The 19,470-nt window shown below is 56.8% G+C and carries 16 protein-coding genes; 7 read left to right on the top strand and 9 right to left on the bottom strand.

Going from position 1 to position 19,470, the window contains the following annotated elements:
* Positions 1-92: 92 nt before the first annotated feature.
* The 6 genes from ACOYXJ_RS25145 to ACOYXJ_RS25120 all read right to left on the bottom strand — a co-directional run bounded on the left by ACOYXJ_RS25145 (position 93) and on the right by ACOYXJ_RS25120 (position 5,688).
* Entirely contained in the window at positions 93-998 is a 906-nt protein-coding gene (locus ACOYXJ_RS25145; RefSeq protein ID WP_095120885.1) for an AraC family transcriptional regulator, read from the bottom strand.
* A gap of 115 nt (positions 999-1,113) precedes the next feature.
* Positions 1,114-1,986, bottom strand: a complete 873-nt coding sequence (locus tag ACOYXJ_RS25140) for a phospholipase (RefSeq protein ID WP_460372156.1) — start codon at positions 1,984-1,986, stop codon at positions 1,114-1,116.
* Between the two features lie 176 nt (positions 1,987-2,162).
* Positions 2,163-3,116: a PI-PLC domain-containing protein gene (locus ACOYXJ_RS25135; protein WP_150793385.1), complete on the bottom strand. Its 954-nt coding sequence runs from the start codon at positions 3,114-3,116 to the stop codon at positions 2,163-2,165.
* A gap of 131 nt (positions 3,117-3,247) precedes the next feature.
* Positions 3,248-4,546, bottom strand: coding sequence for a glycosyltransferase (locus tag ACOYXJ_RS25130; RefSeq protein ID WP_460372153.1), 1,299 nt, complete (start codon positions 4,544-4,546; stop codon positions 3,248-3,250).
* A 110-nt stretch (positions 4,547-4,656) separates the two neighbouring features.
* Positions 4,657-5,109: a hypothetical protein gene (locus tag ACOYXJ_RS25125; protein ID WP_460372152.1), complete on the bottom strand. Its 453-nt coding sequence runs from the start codon at positions 5,107-5,109 to the stop codon at positions 4,657-4,659.
* 219 nt (positions 5,110-5,328) lie between these two features.
* On the bottom strand, positions 5,329-5,688 hold the full coding sequence (locus ACOYXJ_RS25120) for a response regulator (protein WP_150793383.1): 360 nt from the start codon (positions 5,686-5,688) through the stop codon (positions 5,329-5,331).
* Between the two features lie 264 nt (positions 5,689-5,952).
* Here ACOYXJ_RS25120 and ACOYXJ_RS25115 point away from each other — a divergent pair, with 264 nt between their 5' ends.
* The 5 genes from ACOYXJ_RS25115 to ACOYXJ_RS25095 are packed head-to-tail and all read left to right on the top strand — an operon-like array spanning position 5,953 to position 12,503.
* A complete protein-coding gene (locus ACOYXJ_RS25115) occupies positions 5,953-9,450 on the top strand; it encodes a response regulator (RefSeq protein WP_460372150.1) in 3,498 nt (1,165 codons plus the stop codon).
* The gene (locus tag ACOYXJ_RS25110) at positions 9,450-10,283 is read left to right on the top strand and encodes a CheR family methyltransferase (protein WP_095120878.1); all 834 of its coding nucleotides are present in this window, start codon (positions 9,450-9,452) and stop codon (positions 10,281-10,283) included. The genes ACOYXJ_RS25115 and ACOYXJ_RS25110 overlap by 1 nt, the downstream gene beginning before the upstream one ends.
* Positions 10,280-10,873: a chemotaxis protein CheB gene (locus tag ACOYXJ_RS25105; protein WP_150793381.1), complete on the top strand. Its 594-nt coding sequence runs from the start codon at positions 10,280-10,282 to the stop codon at positions 10,871-10,873. Before ACOYXJ_RS25110 ends, ACOYXJ_RS25105 begins: the two co-directional genes overlap by 4 nt.
* Positions 10,867-12,081, top strand: coding sequence for a hybrid sensor histidine kinase/response regulator (locus ACOYXJ_RS25100; protein ID WP_460372147.1), 1,215 nt, complete (start codon positions 10,867-10,869; stop codon positions 12,079-12,081). Before ACOYXJ_RS25105 ends, ACOYXJ_RS25100 begins: the two co-directional genes overlap by 7 nt.
* A gap of 44 nt (positions 12,082-12,125) precedes the next feature.
* Positions 12,126-12,503 (top strand): response regulator, encoded by a 378-nt coding sequence (locus ACOYXJ_RS25095; RefSeq protein ID WP_003225116.1) that lies wholly within the window; start codon positions 12,126-12,128, stop codon positions 12,501-12,503.
* A gap of 110 nt (positions 12,504-12,613) precedes the next feature.
* On the opposite strand, the gene ACOYXJ_RS25090 is transcribed toward ACOYXJ_RS25095, so the two are convergent.
* The 3 genes from ACOYXJ_RS25090 to ACOYXJ_RS25080 all read right to left on the bottom strand — a co-directional run bounded on the left by ACOYXJ_RS25090 (position 12,614) and on the right by ACOYXJ_RS25080 (position 16,971).
* Positions 12,614-14,284 (bottom strand): ATP-binding protein, encoded by a 1,671-nt coding sequence (locus tag ACOYXJ_RS25090; RefSeq protein ID WP_460372145.1) that lies wholly within the window; start codon positions 14,282-14,284, stop codon positions 12,614-12,616.
* Positions 14,281-15,783, bottom strand: a complete 1,503-nt coding sequence (locus tag ACOYXJ_RS25085; protein ID WP_150793379.1) for an ATPase domain-containing protein — start codon at positions 15,781-15,783, stop codon at positions 14,281-14,283. Before ACOYXJ_RS25085 ends, ACOYXJ_RS25090 begins: the two co-directional genes overlap by 4 nt.
* 132 nt (positions 15,784-15,915) lie before the next feature.
* Positions 15,916-16,971: a tetratricopeptide repeat protein gene (locus tag ACOYXJ_RS25080; protein WP_102901822.1), complete on the bottom strand. Its 1,056-nt coding sequence runs from the start codon at positions 16,969-16,971 to the stop codon at positions 15,916-15,918.
* 172 nt (positions 16,972-17,143) lie between these two features.
* Here ACOYXJ_RS25080 and ACOYXJ_RS25075 point away from each other — a divergent pair, with 172 nt between their 5' ends.
* Positions 17,144-19,279, top strand: coding sequence for an FUSC family protein (locus tag ACOYXJ_RS25075; RefSeq protein WP_460372143.1), 2,136 nt, complete (start codon positions 17,144-17,146; stop codon positions 19,277-19,279).
* A complete protein-coding gene (locus tag ACOYXJ_RS25070) occupies positions 19,269-19,469 on the top strand; it encodes a DUF1656 domain-containing protein (protein ID WP_095120872.1) in 201 nt (66 codons plus the stop codon). Before ACOYXJ_RS25075 ends, ACOYXJ_RS25070 begins: the two co-directional genes overlap by 11 nt.
* Position 19,470: the final 1 nt, after the last annotated feature.

Raw genomic sequence — 19,470 nt, 5'->3', positions numbered from 1 at the left:
CCTGCTCGCGATAGCGGAATGTCAGCCAACATTTCTGCAAGCTGTCACACCGCTATCGCGAGCAGGCTCACTCCTACAGTGGAATTGTGTTGTCAGAGGCGGTTCTGTTCGGTCAGGCGCTGCACCGCGAGCCGTCGATAATGCGACGGCGTCATGCCCTTGAGCTGCTGAAAACGCCGATTGAAATTGGAAATGTTGTTGAAGCCGGATTCGAAGCACACGTCGGTCACCGGTTTGTCGCCGTCAGCCAGCAGTTCACAGGATTTGCTGATGCGCAGGCGATTGACGAACTCGATGAAGTTGCGCCCGGTGGCCTGTTTGAACACTCGGCTGAAATAAGTGGGTGTCATACCCAGATGTTCCGCGACTTCCTCCAGTGAAATATCCCGGGCGTAGTGCGCAAAGATGTAGTCCACGGCGCGGTTGGTGCGGTCGATGTTGTGTTCATCGGCCAGTTGCGTGTTAGTGGCGCCCGAGAGTAATTGATAGTCGTCACTCGCAGCGAGCAATTCCATCAGGATAAAGAAGTGGCCGAGGCGGGTAATGCCTCTGGAATCGGCAATGCGCTGCATCAGCGTCATCGCTTGGCGAATCGTGTGCTTGCAGCGGAATTCGATACCGTACTGCGCACGCTCCAGCAGCGGTGCAAGGGATTTGAGTTCGGCGAAAACCTGATGGCCGTCTTCGAACAATTCATCGGTGAAGTTGACCAGCATGTCGCGCTTTTCAACCACTTCGTCTTCAGCTACCTGGCTGATCCAGTTGTGCGGCAGATTGGGCCCGGTGAGAAACAGGGTTTCGGGGTAGAAGTTGCCGATGTAGTCGCCGATGAACACCTTTCCGGCGCTGGCGACGATCAGATGCAGTTCGTATTCCTTGTGGAAATGCCAACGTACCAGCGGGCAGGGGAAGCCGTGCTGGCGGTAGATGATGGACAACCCGTTATGGTCATCCATCAACTCGTATGAAGGGTCGGTCACGCGGGCGGTTCGGGTCATGGCGGGCAGCTTTTTTTATTATCGCCCGCCGATCATGCCTCGTTTGCCGTGGCGTGCGCCAGTTCGTTGCGAGGGCATTCCATGGAGCTGACTCAACCAGACTGCACGCGCAGCGTTACTGCGCCTTCTCGTTAGCTTTCTCAAGATTGGCCAGACAGCAATAAAACACAATTTTCGAGTCTTTAATAAAATCGAAATTGATGATGTTGCACAGCTTCGCCCAGCCTGTCCTGTCCGGGGAGAACCAGGTGTCCAGATCATTAAGAATTCGCTTTGGCCCGCCGGGAAACGTAAAACACGTAGCAGAGAGCGACCAGAGGCGTTGCCTGCTCCTGGGCTCGGCCATCACCTTTGTAATGAATTGGTGCAGGTCAGTGGTGCTGACAAGGCTTTGGCCGATCCATTTGTGGTTGATTGGTGAGTAAAACCGATTGTCGTTTGCGTTCCACGGCATCGACGCTGTAACCAGGACTCTTTGCAGAGCGCTTGATTGTTTGAGCTGGCCAAGTGAGCGGTACACGTTATGGGGGGGAATCATGCGTTCGCCTAGATGTTGCAGCATCAAATCCCTGAACTTGATGAAGTTGAACTCACTGTCACCTTTTTTCAGTTCATGAAAGTCGAGGATGATGAATTCATCCGGCCTTTCCGAGAGGAATCTGTTGACATCGCGAACAAGATCTTCAAGGGTTCGCGAAGTAAGATACCCGTCGTGCTGAAAGCGGAACTGACTGAAGCCTTTGGCTTTGTCGTGATACTCCAGGCGAACATCCAGTGCTCGCGCGCCAAGGTTGAGTTGCGCGTAGAAAGAATCATCCTGGCAGGCGATGAAGTGTTTGCCTGGAAGCAATGCGTACGAGGCTTTCCAGTCACAGCCGGCATTATGCGTTCCAGGCAGTGTCAGTTCAAAAAGGGACAAGTTATCAAGTTGCGGGATGGCGGACATCCATTGATTAAGTGGAATGTTTTCGAGTTTGGTGTTAAGCATTTCATTGTCCTGCGTAAAGTTATAGAAGTTGTGCGCGCAGGATGTTTATAGTGTCTGGGGCTTGTTTGGCCAATGCTTTGTTTAATGCAATTCGTGTATCGGTGGATGCGGGCGTGCGCTATGTAATGTCGCCAAGTGATTTTTCTTTGTTACTTGGCGAACATGATTCACTTGGTTTACTGTTTATCGCTGTTTGAATGGCGGAGGATATAGGAAGAATACCCTCGGGATTTTTCAAAGGCCTTCTTGATATTCGCCTGATAGCAGAAATAAACGAGGTTTGAGTTTTTTATGAAATCGAAGTTGATAATGCTGCATTTTTCTGCCCAGTCACTGTTGTCTGGATCGAACCACGTGTCGAGCTGATCAAGCATTCTGACAGGCCCGCCAGCGTCATAGATGGCTGCCGACAGCGACCAGGGTGCCGACTTTTCGCGAGGCTCAGCCAACACTCTGGCAATGAACGCCTGCAGGCGCGTGTGTTGGGGTTGAGCTATCTGCTCCAGGGTATCTCCGACAACTTTCAGAAAGTCACTGCCAGCCCATTGATGGGTTATTTGCGCGCCGAAGACGGTTCGGTCCAGGTGGCGGTTGGCAGGTGCGGTGACCAGCACTCGCTGAAGTCGACTGACGTCCTTTAATTGGCCAAGTGTCAGGTGTCTGTTGGCAGTAGGGATGATGTGCTCACCCAGTTGCGCCTTCATTAGCTCATTGAAGTATTTGAAATCGAAGGGTTCAGCGCCGTGTTCGATTTTGTGAAAGTCCAAAATGATGAACTCATTAAAACTTCTCTCGAGAAACGCTTTGATGTCGCGAACAAGGTCGGCCAGCGTGCGCGAAGACCAGGTCTTGTCGTGTACAAACCGGAACTTTTCAAGCCCGTTCGCATGGGGGTTGTAGACCAGGCGCACATCAAGCGCCCGGGCGCCGCGGTTGAGCTGACTGTAAAAGGATACGTCCTGGCAGGCGAACCAGTTACGCATGAATACATTGGAATAGTCGGCTTCCAGGTCGCAACCGGCGTTATGGGTGCCTGGCAATGTCAGCTCATTGAGTGAAAGTGTGTCGATTTCCGGGGCTGCTTTCATCCACTCGTAAAGAGGCAGTTTTTGTCTGTTGAATTGCGTCATGTTATCCATCCGGCACAAGTGATTAATGAAAGTCATTATTGATGCGAGAGCGGATGGTTATAGCGCTTGATATTTGTTTGGCCAATATCGGTAGTTATGCAGTGTGTGTCGTCACGACCGGTTACTGGTCGTCACGTTGGCGACGTATTGCGGTTTTTTGCTTCAATCCATTGCGCCATATATTGAGTGCTTTTGTGCGCATGATGCCGCAACATGCTGCCGATAAAGTTATTGGCTCTGAGTGTCGGCAAGTTCAGTTGGCAATCACGCAGCTTTTCGATCAGCGCCTGACCATGCACTGCCCGTTGGTAGCGCTCGCCGAGCAAGGTGTTTGCCGCCAATTGGCTCGCCTGCCACTGCGTTTCATCCTGATAGAGGCGAACGGCCTGGTTGGCCAACTCGGTCGCTGAAAGCGCGACGGCACCGGGCCACGGCTGACCGGCATGCATGCCCTCCGCTCCAATGGGGGTGGTGACACTCGGTGTGCCGCACAGCATGGCGTCAACCAGTTTGCCCTTTATACCGGCGCCGAAGCGCAGCGGGGCCAGGCAAACCCGGGCGGCGGACATGACCTGCAACGCGTCTTCGGCCCAGTTCATCATGTGAAAACCCTGCGCAGCGTTATGCAACGCCGTGGCCTTGGGCGGTGTGTACGCGCCATAGATGTGCAACTGCGCTTGCGGCAATTGCTGACGTATAAGTGGCCAGACGATGGATTTCATCCAGAGCACCGCATCCCAGTTGGGCGCGTGCCGGAAGTTGCCGATGCTTACAAAGTGCGCTCGATCGGTGAAGGCCGCAGGGGGGGCACCTGGCAGGTCAATCATCAGTGGGCACCAATGCAACAACTGACGCGGCAAGCCGAATTGCTCGACCAGCAACTCGATTTCAACTTCGGAGATCATCAGGTTCAGATCGCAGCGGTACAACGCCGCGATTTCCCGTTTGGCCAGATCAGTATCGGCCATCAACTCAAACTCTTCGCGCAATGCCGGCGCAAACAGCTCGCTGAAGTCGTCCTGATCGCTGTTGGCTTTCAGGTGGTCCTTGAGCCGCTGATGGCGGGCATGTCGCAGGCTCTGCAGGTCGGAGGTTTCCAGCACACGCAGGGCCTCGGGGCAGTGCTTTTCAACCCGCCAGCCGAACTGCTCCTCCATCATGAACTGGTCGAACAGCACAATATCCGGCGCCAGTTCACTGATGAATACGTCGAAACTGCTGTTGTTGAGTTCAATGGATACTTCGCGAATACCCAGCGTAGAGAGGTCTGCCTTATGTTCGCCGGGGCCGGCGGGACTGCTGAAGGTGATGTCCCAACCCTGTTGCAAAAACGTTTCGAGGATCTGCATGACGTGGCCACTGGCGGCGGACGAGCGCGGTTCGGGCCAGACATATCCGATGACCAGGACTTTGGTAACGGGCTGAGTCATTAGCGGTGATCCTATGCAGCAAAGCGTGGGCGAAAAAAGGGCGCAATTAAACCACAGTGGTGGTTGCCTGCGCCCTCTGTCAGTGTTGCGGCCCGGAAAATATGCGGGGTTTAAAAGTTTGGTTTGGCCAGATTGAGCAGGATCGGCCCGGAAAGAAATTCGCCGGGAGCTGTGTTATTGATCGAGTTGGTGATGATGGATAGGTTGAACATAAATGTTGCATAGTTGGCTGTATGTTGGTCGATCAACGAAACCGCCAATGAATAAGATTCGGCGTTTAACAACGCAGGGTGCTCTTGTACGATTTTTGGTCGGCTCGAAATCGTCGCTTTAAACTCCTCGTAACCCTCTAAAACACCTAAGCGGAAATGGGGGTTACTGAGATTCTGAGGATGGGCCTTGTGCGCGTCTCTGGCAAATTCCAGTAACCCGACCGCGTTGTATTCTGCCGGGGGGGCACCTCGTATTATTTCACCGTAGTACAAATCAAGCGTGTCCGGCGCACCATGAGACATCTCATGCACGAGGATGTCGCCGACCCTGGCGTCATCGAATTTCGCCACCGTGTAATATTCACGAAGTTCACCAGACGGTCGAACTCTGCCGAGTAGAAGCTCTGGTAGTACCCATTTATTGGCGACAGCGGCGCGACAGCTGACAACTCGGCAACTTTGTCGATCACCCCCGAACTTCAACAGCTCGCCAGCTTGTATCTTATTCGCGAAAATATGAGGCCGGACTGCCCCTTGAAGTTGTTTGAAAGGGGCGGTCCGTTGAGTTGTTTATTGAGTGATGCTTTTTACTTTGTCGCGCAATTGATCGATCGAAAAGGGTTTGCCGATGACCTGCATGCCTTCGGGCACTTCGATACTTTCAGCGTAACCACTGGCAAACAGGATTGGCAGGGCGGGGCGCACGATGCGTGCCTGAGTCGCCAACTCACGACCATCCATACCCGGCAAACCTACATCGGTCATCATCAAATCAATGTTCTGGTTCTCGTCATTGAGAAACTCCAGCGCCTGTTCGCTGCCGTCAGCCTCCAGCACCTTGTACTCCAACTCCTCCAGCACATCGACGATCAGCATGCGCACAATGGCATCGTCTTCTACTACAAGGATGATGGACGCTGGGGTGGACATAATAGAGGCTCTCAAAGATGGAAATTCAGGGTATCGGCCGGTCGAATCTGCCGGGCTCATGCATGAGTAAGTGGCGCATGGCCATAAGTTCCCGGTTTGATACAAAAAACATTTACTGCAAATGGCCAGGCAAGGATAACTGTTGGCGTGTCTCTAGACGCGAGCAAATGTAGGAATTTGCTGCCAAAGCTGTGAGAAAAATGGATCCATACCACCGTTTTGGGGCAAACTCTCGGGTTTTCAACAGTTCGACAAGGCTGCCCCATGTCCTCTCCGTCTACGGTTGATGAGCAACGGTTTCGCAAACTCCTGAGTCGCAACATCAGTCTGCCCTTGGGCGTCGGTGTACTCAGTGCCGTGTTCTTCGTGTCGCTGATCACTTATCTGCTGTCGGTTATCCAGTGGGTGGAGCACACCGACCGAGTGATCAATAACGCCAATGAAGCGGTGAAGCTCACTGTGGACCTGGAAACCGGCATGCGCGGTTATCTGCTCAGCGGCGACGAGCACTTCCTCGACCCTTACGAGACGGCCAAGCCGCGTATCACCGTGGCGCTCAATACCTTGCTCGAACTGACTGCCGACAATCCGGTGCAAACCGATCGTCTGCGCCGCCTCCAGGCGTTGCAGACCGAGTGGGCCAATTACGCGCAATCGATGATCGATCTGCAGCGATCCAGTGGCGATTACCGCGGCGCGGTCAAGGCAGGGCGTGGCAAGCGCCTGACGGACGAAATCCGCAAGCAATTCGAAGACGTTATCGAGACCGAACAGGTCTTGCGTACGACGCGCAATGAAGAGGTGCGCCGCACCACAATCTGGAGCATCAGCCTTTACCTCGTGTTCATCGCCGGTATCAGTGGTTTGCTGGCTTATATCGGCCGACGTGATCTGGTCAATCTGTCGACCAGCTACGGCGCCAATCTGGCCGCACAGCAAGCCAGTGCCGTGCGTCTGGAACAGCAGGCGTGGTTGCGCAATGGTCAGACCGAACTGGCCGAACAGGTGCTGGGACAACTGACGCTGAATCTGTTGGGGCGCAATATTCTGCAATTCTGTGCGCAATACCTCGGCACCGCCGTAGCCGCGCTGTATGTGCGTGAAGAGCACGGCGGCCTCAAGCGTGTGGCGACTTATGGCTTCTCCCGTGAGCAGGAAGAGCAGGAACAGTCGATCTACAGCGGCGAGGGCATCGTCGGCCAAGTGGCGCAGCAGGCGCGGCTGATTCGTCTCGATTCGGTGCCGTCCGACTACTTCAAAGTCAGCTCCGGGCTGGGTGAAGGCTTGCCGCACAGTGTGCTGGTGGTGCCCACCAGCGATGATGATCGGGTCAACGGCGTGATCGAATTGGGTTTCCTGCGGCCGCTCAATGACCGCGATATCGAACTGCTGGAGTTGATTGCCGGCAACATCGGTACCTCCATTGAAGCTGCGCGCTATCGTCAGCGCTTGCAGGAAGTGTTGGCCGAAACCCAGCAGCTCAACGAAGAGTTGCAGGTGCAGCAGGAAGAGCTGAAAACCGCCAACGAAGAGCTGGAAGAACAATCGCGGATTCTCAAGGAGTCCCAGGCGCATCTGGAGACCCAGCAAGTCGAACTGGAGCAGACCAACGAGCAGCTGGCCGAACAGGCGCAGACCCTGGCCGAGCAACGCGACGCCATGGATCTGAAAAACACCGAACTGAATCAGGCTCAGGTGCAGCTCGAAGAGCGCGCCGAAGAACTGCAGCGCTCAAGCAAGTACAAGTCCGAATTTCTCGCCAACATGTCCCACGAACTGCGCACGCCGCTGAACAGTTCGTTGATTCTGGCCAAGTTGCTGGCGGAAAACCCGCAGGACAATCTCAGCGCCGAACAGGTCAAGTTCGCCGAGTCGATCTACTCCGCCGGCAACGATCTGCTCAACTTGATCAACGACATCCTCGATATCTCCAAGGTCGAGGCCGGCAAGCTTGAAGTGATTCCGGAAACCACCAGCGTCGCGCGTCTGGCCGATGGCCTGCGCAGCGTGTTCGAACCGCTGGCGGCGGACAAACGCCTGACATTCACTGTCGCATTGCAATCGGACGCGCCAACTACGCTGTTCACCGACCGCCAGCGCCTGGAACAGGTGATCAAGAACTTGCTGTCCAACGCCCTCAAGTTCACCGAGCAAGGCGCGGTCAGCCTGACGATCAGCGGTCAGCCCAACGATCGCATCGCGTTCATCGTGCGCGATTCGGGTATCGGCATTGCCGCCGATCAACAGGAAAGCATTTTCGAAGCGTTCCGCCAGGCTGACGGCACCACCAACCGCAAGTACGGCGGCACCGGGCTTGGCCTGTCGATCTCCAGGGATCTGGCGACCTTGCTGGGCGGTTCCATCAGCGTCAGCAGTGTGCCGGGGCAGGGCAGTGTGTTCACGCTGGTGTTGCCGCAGCAGTACAACGAGCTCAGCGATGTATCGAGCGCACCGTTGACCTTCACCCCGCCAGCACCAGCGGTGACCGCGCCCGTTGCACCTGCTGTTTCGGTTTCGCCGCTTGCGCCAGTGCACATTCCGCGTTTCGCCGATGACCGTGACAAGGCTCCTTTCGCCACTCGCTGCATCCTGGTGGTGGAGGACGAGCCTAACTTTGCGCACATCCTCTACGATCTGGCGCATGAACTCGGTTATCAGTGTCTGGTTGCCCATGGTGCCGATGAAGGTTACGACCTGGCTCGCGAGTACGTGCCGGACGCGATCCTGCTCGACATGCGCCTGCCGGATCACTCCGGTCTGACCGTATTGCAACGCTTGAAGGAACACGCCGAAACCCGCCACATCCCTGTGCATGTGATTTCGGTCGAGGACCGCGTCGAAGCGGCGATGCACATGGGGGCCATTGGCTACGCGGTCAAACCGACTACCCGCGAAGAGCTCAAGGATGTGTTTGCCCGTCTGGAAGCCAAACTGACCCAGAAGGTCAAGCGAGTGTTGCTGGTCGAGGACGACGATCTGCAGCGCGAGAGCATCGCCCGGCTGATCGGTGACGAAGACATCGAGATCACCGCCGTGGGCCTGGCGCAAGACGCCCTGAATTTGCTGCGCACGACGATTTTCGACTGCATGGTCATCGACCTGAAGCTGCCGGACATGCTTGGCAATGAACTGCTCAAGCGCATGTCCACCGAAGACATCTGCTCGTTCCCGCCAGTCATCGTCTATACCGGTCGTAACCTGACGCGCGATGAAGAGGCAGACCTGCGCAAATACTCGCGTTCGATCATCATCAAGGGCGCACGGTCGCCGGAGCGTCTGCTCGATGAGGTCACACTCTTTTTGCACAAAGTCGAATCGCAGTTGTCCCATGAACGGCAGAAGATGCTCAAGACCGCGCGCAGCCGCGACAAGGTCTTCGAGGGTCGCAAAGTGCTGCTGGTCGATGACGATGTACGCAACATTTTCGCTTTGACCAGTGCCCTTGAAACCAAAGGTGCGGTCGTGGTGATCGGCCGTAACGGCCGTGAAGCGATTGAGAAGTTGAACGAAGTCGAGGACATCGATCTGGTGTTGATGGACGTGATGATGCCGGAAATGGACGGTTTCGAAGCCACCATTGAAATCCGCAAGGATCCGCGCTGGCGCAAACTGCCAATCATTGCCGTGACGGCCAAGGCTATGAAGGACGATCAGGAGCGCTGCCTGCAGGCGGGTGCCAATGATTACCTGGCCAAGCCCATCGACCTGGATCGCCTGTTCTCGCTGATTCGCGTGTGGTTACCGAAGATGGAACGCATTTAGTGGAACGTAGTCACTCCGTGGAACGAAACAGTGAAATCGAATTGCGGCTGTTGATCGAGGCAATCTACCTCAAGTACAGCTACGATTTTCGCGATTACTCAGGCGCTTCGATCAAGCGCCGGGTGCAACACGCGTTGAGCCAGTTCGAGTGCGCGACCATTTCGGCGTTGCAGGAAAAAGTCCTGCACGACCCGACCGCGTTCATGCAATTGCTGCAATTGTTGACGATTCCCGTCAGCGAGATGTTTCGCGACCCGTCGCACTTTCTGGCGATTCGCAAGGAAGTGGTGCCGCTGCTCAGGACCTATCCGTCGATCAAAATCTGGATCGCCGGATGCAGCACCGGCGAGGAGGTCTATTCGATGGCGATTCTGCTGCGCGAAGAAGGCCTGCTTGATCGCACGATCATTTACGCTACGGACATCAATCCGCGCTCGCTGGACAAGGCCAAGCAAGGGATTTTCTCGATGGAGAACGTCCGCGCCTATACCGCCAACTACCAGCAGGCCGGGGGGCAGTGTTCATTTGCCGACTACTACACCGCCGCTTATGGTTACGCGATTTTCGACAAGAGCCTGTGCGAAAACGTGACGTTCGCTGATCACAGCCTGGCCACCGACAGTGTGTTCTCGGAAACCCAATTGATTTCTTGCCGCAACGTGTTGATCTACTTCAACAAGAAACTTCAGGATCGGGCGTTCGGGTTGTTCCATGAGTCGCTTTGCCATCGCGGTTTTCTGGTGCTCGGCAGCAAAGAGACGCTGGATTTTTCCAGCTACGCCAACCAGTTCGAGCCCTTGGTGAAACAAGAACGGATCTACCGCAAATCATGAACGACACCACGGATCTGCCTCGAATCGAGGCTATTGTGGTCGGTGCTTCGGCCGGTGGTGTCGAAGCATTGATGAATCTGCTTGGCCCTTTGCGCAAGGGGTTTGTGTTGCCGATCATCATCGTGCTGCACTTGCCTGAAGAGCGCCGCAGCCAATTGGCCGAGGTGTTTGCCCGGCGTCTGCTGCTGCCGGTGGAAGAGGCGACGGACAAACAGGACATCGAGGCCGGTACGGTGTATTTCGCCACTCCCGGTTATCACCTGTCCGTGGAACAGGATCGCAGTCTGTCCTTGAGCCTTGAGGACCGCCTTCATCATTCCCGGCCATCGATCGATTACCTCTTCGAATCCGCCGCCGATGTCTACGGAACCAGGCTGGCGGCTGTGTTGCTGACGGGCGCCAATCACGATGGTGCGCGCGGTCTTGCTCAGGTCAAACGCCATGGCGGGCTGACCATCGTGCAAGACCCCGAAGACGCTCAGGTCGCCACTATGCCTCTGGCCGCGCTGAAAATTCAGCCGCCGGATCATGTCTTACCCATTCACGGCATCGGCCGTCTGCTAGTCGAGCTGGAACGAATCGCATGCTGAGTAATATCCAGGCAAAACTGCTGATCGTCGACGATCTGCCCGAGAACCTGCTGGCTCTCGAAGCCCTGATCAAACGCGAAGACCGCACTGTTTACAAAGCGCTGTCGGCGGACGAGGCACTGTCGCTGCTGCTGCAACACGAGTTCGCCATGGCCATTCTCGACGTGCAGATGCCGGGCATGAACGGCTTCGAACTGGCGGAGTTGATGCGCGGTACCGAGAAAACCAAGAACATCCCGATCATTTTCGTCAGCGCCGCCGGCCGTGAACTGAACTACGCGTTCAAAGGCTACGAAAGCGGCGCGGTGGACTTCCTGCACAAGCCGCTGGATATCCACGCGGTAAAAAGCAAGGTCAATGTGTTTGTCGACCTGTACCGCCAGAGCAAAGCCATGAAGCAACAGGTCGAAGCCCTGGAGCAGGCCCGGCGCGAGCAGGAGGCACTGCTGCAACGGTTGCAGAGCACCCAGCTTGAACTTGAGCAAGCGGTGCGGATGCGCGATGACTTCATGTCAATCGTCGCTCACGAAGTGCGCACGCCGCTCAACGGCCTGATACTTGAAACCCAATTGCGCAAGATGCACCTGGCGCGGGACAACGCCGCAGCGTTCACCCTCGACAAGATGCACGCCATGGTCGATCGCGATGAGCGACAGATCAAAAGCCTGATCCGGCTGATAGAGGACATGCTCGACGTGTCGCGGATTCGCACCGGCAAGCTGTCGATCCGTCCAAGTCGTTTTGATCTGGTGCAGTTGGTGAGCAATCTGCTGCAGAACTTCGCGCAGCAGATTGAGGCAGCGGAAACCACCGTTTCCTTCGAAGCGGAGCATCCGGTGGAGGGTTGCTGGGATGAGTTTCGCATCGAGCAGGTCATTTCCAATCTGTTGACCAATGCCTTGCGTTACGGTGGCAGAAGCCCGATTCAGGTGCGCGTTTACCGTCAGGGCAACCAGGCGCGGGTCGAGGTTCAGGACCACGGAATCGGCATCAGCGAAGAGAACCAGAAGCGCATTTTCCAACAGTTCGAACGGGTCTCCGCCAAGACGGTAGTGGCCGGCCTCGGACTGGGTCTGTTCATTTCCGAGCAGATCGTCACCGCCCATGGCGGTTCCATCGTCGTCGAGAGTCAAATCCACGAGGGCGCCCTGTTTCGCGTTTGTCTGCCGGTCGAGGAAAACGGCACATCCGACGCAACCTCTGAGTGACCACACGGTCGTATCAGCAGCTATTGACCGAACAAAGGCTTCCCATGAGTGTAGATGCGCAAGATGTAGTACTCGTCGTCGAGGACGAACCGGTTATCTTGATGGTTCTGACAGATTACCTGTCGGGCCAGGGCTATCGCGTGCTGCAGGCCGAAAACGGCGAGCAGGCCTTCGAAATTCTCGCGAGCAAGCCACATCTGGACATGTTGATCACCGACTTTCGCCTGCCTGGCGGTATTTCCGGCGTGCAGATTGCTGAACCTGCGGTAAAGCTGCGTCCTGATCTGAAGGTGATTTTCATCAGCGGTTACCCGCAGGAAATCCGCGAGACCGGCAGCCCGATTACGCGCAAGGCGCCGATTCTGGAGAAACCGTTCGATCTGGATGTGTTGCAGGAAAAGATTCAGGAGTTGCTCGCGTAAAGCCCTGTAGGAGCTGACGAAGGCTGCGATCTTTTGATGTTGATGATCAAGAACAAGATCAAAAGATCGCAGCCTTCGGCAGCTCCTACAGTTTCAGTGTTTCGGCGGTTTCAGCTTTTGATCATCTCCCGCACCTTGGCGGTCAATAGGTCAAAAGTGAATGGTTTGGTGATCATCTGCATCCCTGAGTCGAGGAATCCGCCACGCACGGCCGCATGTTCGGCGTAGCCGGTGATGAACAACACTTTCAACCCCGGCCGGTATTGCCGGCCAATCTCCGCAAGTTGCCGACCATTCATGCCCGGCAGACCGACGTCGCTGATCAGCAGATCAATGCGTTGCGCTGAATTGAGAATCGGCAAGGCGCCGTCGGCGTCTCCGGCCTCCACAAATGCATAACCCAATTCACTGAGTACCGCACTGACCAGCACGCGTACGGCCGGGTCGTCTTCGACGATCAGCACGGTCTCGCCATCTATGGCTTGGGGAGCCTGCTCGGTATCGGAAACGGGAAGTTCGAGTTCTTCGCCACGGAACCGCGGCAAGTAAAGTTTGACCGTCGTGCCCTGATCGATTTCGCTGTCGATCGAGACGTGCCCACGCGACTGCTTGCTGAAACCGTAGATCATCGACAGGCCCAGACCGGTACCCTGACCGATCGGCTTGGTGGTGAAAAATGGATCGAATGCACGGCTTACCACACTCTGCGGCATGCCGCTGCCGTTATCGGTGACGCTCAACATCACGTAATCACCAGGCTCAAGATTGGAGTAGGCCTGAGTAAAGTCACGGTGCAGTACCTGATTACTGGTCTCGACCACCAGTTTGCCGCCCTCGGGCATGGCGTCGCGGGCATTGATCACCAGGTTGAGCAGGGCGCTTTCCAGTTGATTGGGATCCGCTTCGGCGACCCACAACTTGTCGTCAAGACGCATGTCCAGCTGAATGCTTTCGTTGAGACTGCGCTGCAATAGCTCACTCATCGACAGCACCAGGGTGTTCATCTGTACGGCTTTCGAATCGAGCGATTGTCTGCGCGAAAACGCCAGAAGCCGATGGGTCAGGCCGGCGGCACGATTAGCGGAGGTCACACCCAGATCGATCAGGCTGTCGAGGTCTTCGGTGCGACCTCGCGCCAGGCGCCGACGCAGCAATTCAAGGCTGCCGATGATGCCGGTAAGCATGTTGTTGAAGTCGTGGGCGATACCGCCGGTGAGCTGGCCGACCGCTTCCATTTTCTGCGACTGGCGCAACGCTTCTTCGTTGTGCCGCAGTTGGGCGGTGCGTTCCTCGACCTGTTGCTCAAGCGTTTCCAGCGTCGATTGCAGGCGTCGTTCACTTTCACTGAGATCGATCAGACGGTCGCGGGCTTCATACTGTCGTCGTCGACCGCGCAAGGCGGCGGATACCAGGCTGACCAGGGTGGCCGGGTGAAAAGGGCGCTCAAGGAAAGTCACGTTGCCCAGCAGGCCGCGGAGGTGCGAAGACGGGCCTTGCTCCTGTCCGCCGTGATGGGTGAGCAGCACAATCGGTAGATCCGACCACGCCGGTTGTTGCTCCAGATAGTGCAACAACGCCTCCATTTCCGGACCGCGCAATGCTTCTGCCGCAATCAACAATAGCCCGGCACCGGGTTCCAGTTGCGTACACAGCGTGGCGAGATCGGGGGTGATCATGCCGCCGTAACCCGCCTCGTTGAGAATCATCAGCGCAATCTGGCTGTCGCGGCCCATGGGCGCCAGAATCAGCGCCCGTTCGGACAGCGGAACCGCAACTGTCACGAGCCTTGTTCCTGTAACAGTGGATTACTCGCGCCGAGGTAAGTGGGCACACCGCGAAGCACGCCTTGAAAGGCTTCCAATGGTTCGCCGATGGTCATGCCCTGTGTCGAAATCCGGTATTCACGAATTGTCGATTCATGGCTGCCGGTGCGCTTCTTGATAATGGAGATCGCACGGCGGACTTTGCCGATGGCTTCGAAGTAGCGCAACAGGATCACCGTGTCAGCCAGATAAGTGATGTCGACCGGCGCCTGCATGTCGCCAACCAGACCGTGCTGGGCCACTGTCATGAATGTCGCCGCACCTTTGCGGTTCAGATACAGCAGCAGCTCGTGCATGTGCAGCACCAAAGCGTTTTCTTCCGGCATCGCCGCCTGATAGCCGTTGATGCTGTCAATGACCACCGTTTTGATCTGGCGCTCATCGACGCAACGACGCACGCGGTGGGAGAACTCACCCGGTGACAACTCGGCGGCGTCAACCTGCTCGATCAGCAGATTACCGGTGGCGCGCAGAGCCTTGAGATCGATGCCGATATTTCTCATGCGCTCGAACAGCAGTTCCAGCTCTTCGTCGAAGATGAACAGTGCGGCTTTTTCCCCGCGAGCCACAGCAGCGGCGGCGAAAATCATCGATATCAATGATTTGCCCGTACCTGCCGGGCCCAGAATCAGGGTGCTGGAGCCGGTTTCGATACCGCCGCCGAGCAAGGCATCCAACTCTTTGATGCCGCTGGTCAATTGCAGGCGCGGATAGTCACCACGGTGCTCCGCCGCTACCAGGCGCGGGAATACGTGCACGCCATCACCCATGATGGTGAAGTCGTGATAACCGCCGCGGTATTTTTGCCCACGGTATTTGATCACGCGAATACGTCGGCGCTCGGCACCGTAGTTAGGCGTCAGTTCTTCAAGACGAATCACCCCATGGGCGACACTGTGCACGGTCTTGTCGAGGGATTCGGTGGTCAGGTCGTCGAGCAGCAGCACTGTGGCGTCGTAACGCACGAAATAATGCTTGATCGCCAGAATCTGCCGGCGATAACGCAAGGAGCTTTGCGCCAGCAACCGGATCTCCGACAGGCTGTCGAGTACCACTCGCGTCGGTTTGAAGCGTTCGACCACCTCGAAAATCTGCTTGGTCGCCTCACCCAACTCCAGGTCAGAGGAATACAGCAGGCTCTGCTGATGTTCAGCGTTGAGCAGACTTTCCGGGGGTGTCAGCTCGAAAATGTGGATATTCTCGTCCAGCTCCCAACCATGGGAAAGCGCCCCTTGGCGCAGTTCACGCTCGGTTTCCGAGAGCGTGATGTACAACGAGCGCTCGCCGGCTTTGGCGCCGGCCATGAGAAAATGCAAAGCGACCGTGGTTTTGCCGGTACCGGGTTCACCCTCCAGCAAAAAGACATGCCCGCGAGACAAGCCACCGGCGAGGATGTCATCCAGGCCTACAATACCGGTGGCGGCTTTCGCACTGATCAACTCGTTAGATGTCGACAAAAAATGCCCTCTCATGACTACGGGAATCGAGACCGCTGACTGAATTGAACGGCCTGAACTACTTGACCCGTAGCAGTGATGGCAGTTCCGCTTTTTCTTCAGCGCGAAAGGATTTACCCCATTGCCGCAAGATCAGAGACCTTGCTGCAGCGCCGGATCGTCAGGGTTCAACTGCTCCAGTTGAGCCAGCAAAATCTGTACGTTCTGCAGTTGACCGCTTTCCTTCCAGTAATTGATCAGCAAGACCCGCGCCTTGCGGTCGGCAGGGTGGCGCTGGACGATTTCCTGCAACTGTTTCTGCGCCGCTTCCAGCTCCTGCGCACTGTGCAGGGTGGTTGCAAGGTCGTAGCGGTAGTCCTTGTTATCGGGTTCCAGTTCGACCGCCTTGGACAGGCCGAGCAAGGCATATTCACGCTGGCCGTGGTGCAGCAGCCACAGGCCGAGGGCATGTTGCAGATAGGCGGAGTCAGGCTGGGCTTTAAGCTGTCGGGCGAGCAGTTGGCGGGCGGCGTCACTCTGGCCCTGGCGGTCGAGCACGTCGATCTGCATCACCAATGCCGGCAGGTTGCCGGGTTCCAGCCGCAGTGTGTTGTCCAGCGCCAGCTGCGCTTCCTTGAGTTCGGCGTTATGTATATAGAGGCGCGCCAGTTGCGCATAAGACGCGGCGCTTTCCGGTTGATCCTTCAGAGCCTGTTCCCAGCCATCGATTGCCTGCTGCAACGGTGCGAAATACAGACCCAGTTCGTCCGGGGACAGGCCGAGCAGAGCATTGATTGCCGCAAAACGAACGGTTTGATCCTCGTCATCCAGCATCGGCCCCAGCAACAGGCTGCGTTGCCCGCCAGGCACCAGGCCCACGACACTTTTGATCGCCGCCAGGCGCACCGCGGGCGCTTCGTTCTGGAGATCCGCGTCGGCGAGCTTCAGGGCCTGTGGGCTTGGGTAGTTGGGCAACTCGCCATGCAGCCAGACACGCCGCTTGACCGAAAGATCCGGACGTCCCAGTTGCTGATACAACTGACGCGCCGCGCCCGGTTCACCGGTACGGGCGGCGCCCAACGCTTCGCTGTAGCCATGTTTGATTGCATCCGGAATCACCGCAGTGGTGCTGCGCACGGACAGCCAGACCACGACGGCAATGAGGACTAGGCCAAGACTGATAAGCAGGTAGCGACGAGACTGAGGCATGCAGGTTTCCGAAAACAGACGTACTTGAGCAGAGCGGCAAGCTTCGGTCAGCTCGGGCTCTGAGTCAAACACCGAGCATGCGAATCGCCCTACAAGTTCTGTCGACTTCGAAACCCGTCAGGCATGCGATGCAGTGTCTACGCTTGCAGGAGTCGCTTCGTTGAGTGTTGCCATGCAAGCTCTGTTCAATTATTTCAAGGTTGTGATCCATCCAGGTCAAGCCGTACTGCTGTTTGCCCTGCGTACCATTGCGGCGGGTCTGTTGACGTTGTATCTGGCGTTTTTGTTCGATCTCGATCAGCCCAAGTGGTCGATCATGGCGGTCGTCATTGTCAGTCAGCCGTTGGCGGGCATGGCGCTGGCGCGCAGTTTCGGCCAGGTGATCGGCACCACCCTTGGTGCGACGGTTGCAGTATTGATCATGGCAGTCTTCCCGCAGGCGCCGCTGCCGTTCATTACCACGCTGGCTCTGTGGCTGGCGCTCTGTACCGCGGGCGGCACGTTGCTGCGTTACACCAGTTCCCAGGCGTTTGTACTCAGCGGTTATACCGCTGTGGTGGTGGCGTTGCTGGCTATTCCTGATCAGGATGGCACCTTCCTCCTTGCCATTACCCGCGTCACCGAAACCTTGCTGGCTGTGGCCTGTGTCTGTGTGGTCAGCCTGCTCACGGCGCGCCCGCAAACCGTGGCCAAAGGTTACTTCGCCAAGGTTGATCAGGTGATCAAGCTGGCAGCGAGCCATGCCGCGGCAGTGTTGCGCACGGAGGAAAGCGAAGCCGATTTTCAACACCGACAAATGCGTTTGCTTGGGGAGATCAGCGCCCTGGAAGGGTTGCGTCGCCATTTGTATTTCGATGCGCCACGTTTGCGCAGCGCCAATAACCTGGTGCTATTGCTGGGCAATCAACTGATGCTGCTGACCTCGCGGTTGACCGCTTTACGGCATCAGCGCGAACTGCTGACCGAGCGCTGGGAGGGTGATCTGCCCCTCGATATCCAACGCCTTCGTGCCGATGAACTGGCACTTCTCGACCAATTGGCGGAGCAGGGGCGGTCACTGCCCCCGGATAGACGCCATCACATCGTCACATTGCAGCAACAGTTCGAGGTGTTGGCCTATAAGGCCGAGCAACTGACCGAAGACATGAGCGCTACTCTGCGTTCGCTGGCATGGGCGTTGCGTTGGGAACAGGCGCGGCTGTTACAGCAACTGGAACAGATTCTGGAGTTGAGCGATGCCATTCAGGAAGGGCGGGAGGCCAGTTGCCTTTATCGTGGTCAGGCCAGCCCCTTGCACCTGGATTTCACTCTGGCCTCGATGAACGCCGTCCGCGCCTTTACCGCATTACTGGTTGCCGGGTTGATCTGGATCGAAACCGCCTGGGATGGCGCACGAGGCGGGATGATTCTGGTGGGCATTCTTTGTTCGCTGATGGCGACGTTTCCGCGGCCGCTGCTGGCCGCACAGAGTTACGCCCGAGGCTTGGGGCTGGCGCTGGTGGTATCAGCCTTTTATCAATTCATGCTGGTACCGGCGATCAGTGATTTCGAGCTGTTGGCATTACTGCTGGTACCGCTGCTGTATGTGATCGCTGTCGGCTTGGCGAGTCCGGCAACAGCGGGGATCGGCATGGGGTTGGGATTGTCGAGTTTCCTGCTGCTCGGCCCGCAGAATGTCGGCACCGGACAGAACACCGCGATTCAATGGTTCGAATTCGCCGGCGCCTACGTCAGCGCGGCCATGCTTGCCCTGATTGTCTATGCGTGGATTTTCCCGTTTCGCCCGGCGTGGCGCCTTCGCCGTCTGTATAACGAAGCGCGCGAGCAGGTGTATGCGCTGACCAAAACCCCCGCGACCGATGAACAACAGTTTGCCTTCGAAAGCCGTATGGTCGATCGCCTGACCAGCATGCTCGGCCTGCTGCCAGCGGTGAACAGCCGGCCCATGCAGCAACTGTATGAAATCAGTCTGGCTTGCGTGGCACTCGGCGTGGCGATGCATCAGTTGCGACAGCAGGCACACAACAATGCGCTGCTGACAGATGCCTTTACTCAGCGTCTGGCATCGGCCGTGCGCAAAACCGGGCGCTTTGTCGCCGGGCGACAGGACGTGCAACTGACGCCGTTGTTGGCCACCCTGCATATATTGGGCGAAGAACTCGATGAACTGCACGTCGCCAGCCATGAGCATGTCTGGTCGCTGTTTCGTATGCGTGTGGCCCTGTTGATCGTCGTGTCATTCCTGCAGCGCCACGGTGACGACATTCAGCGTACCGTCCCGGAAGGAGAAGCAGCCCTTGCCCATTGATTTCGAAATCGGCGGTGTCTATCTGCCGCCCATTGCCCAGGCGTTACTGCTGGCCATCCCGATATTCATGATGCTGGACTGGGGATTGCGGCGTCTGGGCGTGCTGCGTCTGGTCTGGCATGAGGCGCTGTTCGAAGGTGCCTTGTATGCCTGCGTGTGTGCCACGCTGATTTTGCTGATGGGAGCCTGAT

Source organism: Pseudomonas sp. Tul2A7 (assembly GCF_054790505.1).
Note: the sequence above shows the minus strand (reverse complement) of the source record. Positions and strands in the feature narration are given on the sequence as shown.

Coding starts and splice junctions, on each gene's coding strand:
- ACOYXJ_RS25145 (WP_095120885.1), bottom strand. CDS start 998: ATGACCCGAACCGCCCGCGTGACCGACCCTTCATACGAGTTGATGGAT.
- ACOYXJ_RS25140 (WP_460372156.1), bottom strand. CDS start 1,986: ATGCTTAACACCAAACTCGAAAACATTCCACTTAATCAATGGATGTCC.
- ACOYXJ_RS25135 (WP_150793385.1), bottom strand. CDS start 3,116: ATGACGCAATTCAACAGACAAAAACTGCCTCTTTACGAGTGGATGAAA.
- ACOYXJ_RS25130 (WP_460372153.1), bottom strand. CDS start 4,546: ATGACTCAGCCCGTTACCAAAGTCCTGGTCATCGGATATGTCTGGCCC.
- ACOYXJ_RS25120 (WP_150793383.1), bottom strand. CDS start 5,688: ATGTCCACCCCAGCGTCCATCATCCTTGTAGTAGAAGACGATGCCATT.
- ACOYXJ_RS25115 (WP_460372150.1), top strand. CDS start 5,953: ATGTCCTCTCCGTCTACGGTTGATGAGCAACGGTTTCGCAAACTCCTG.
- ACOYXJ_RS25105 (WP_150793381.1), top strand. CDS start 10,280: ATGAACGACACCACGGATCTGCCTCGAATCGAGGCTATTGTGGTCGGT.
- ACOYXJ_RS25100 (WP_460372147.1), top strand. CDS start 10,867: ATGCTGAGTAATATCCAGGCAAAACTGCTGATCGTCGACGATCTGCCC.
- ACOYXJ_RS25095 (WP_003225116.1), top strand. CDS start 12,126: ATGAGTGTAGATGCGCAAGATGTAGTACTCGTCGTCGAGGACGAACCG.
- ACOYXJ_RS25080 (WP_102901822.1), bottom strand. CDS start 16,971: ATGCCTCAGTCTCGTCGCTACCTGCTTATCAGTCTTGGCCTAGTCCTC.
- ACOYXJ_RS25075 (WP_460372143.1), top strand. CDS start 17,144: ATGCAAGCTCTGTTCAATTATTTCAAGGTTGTGATCCATCCAGGTCAA.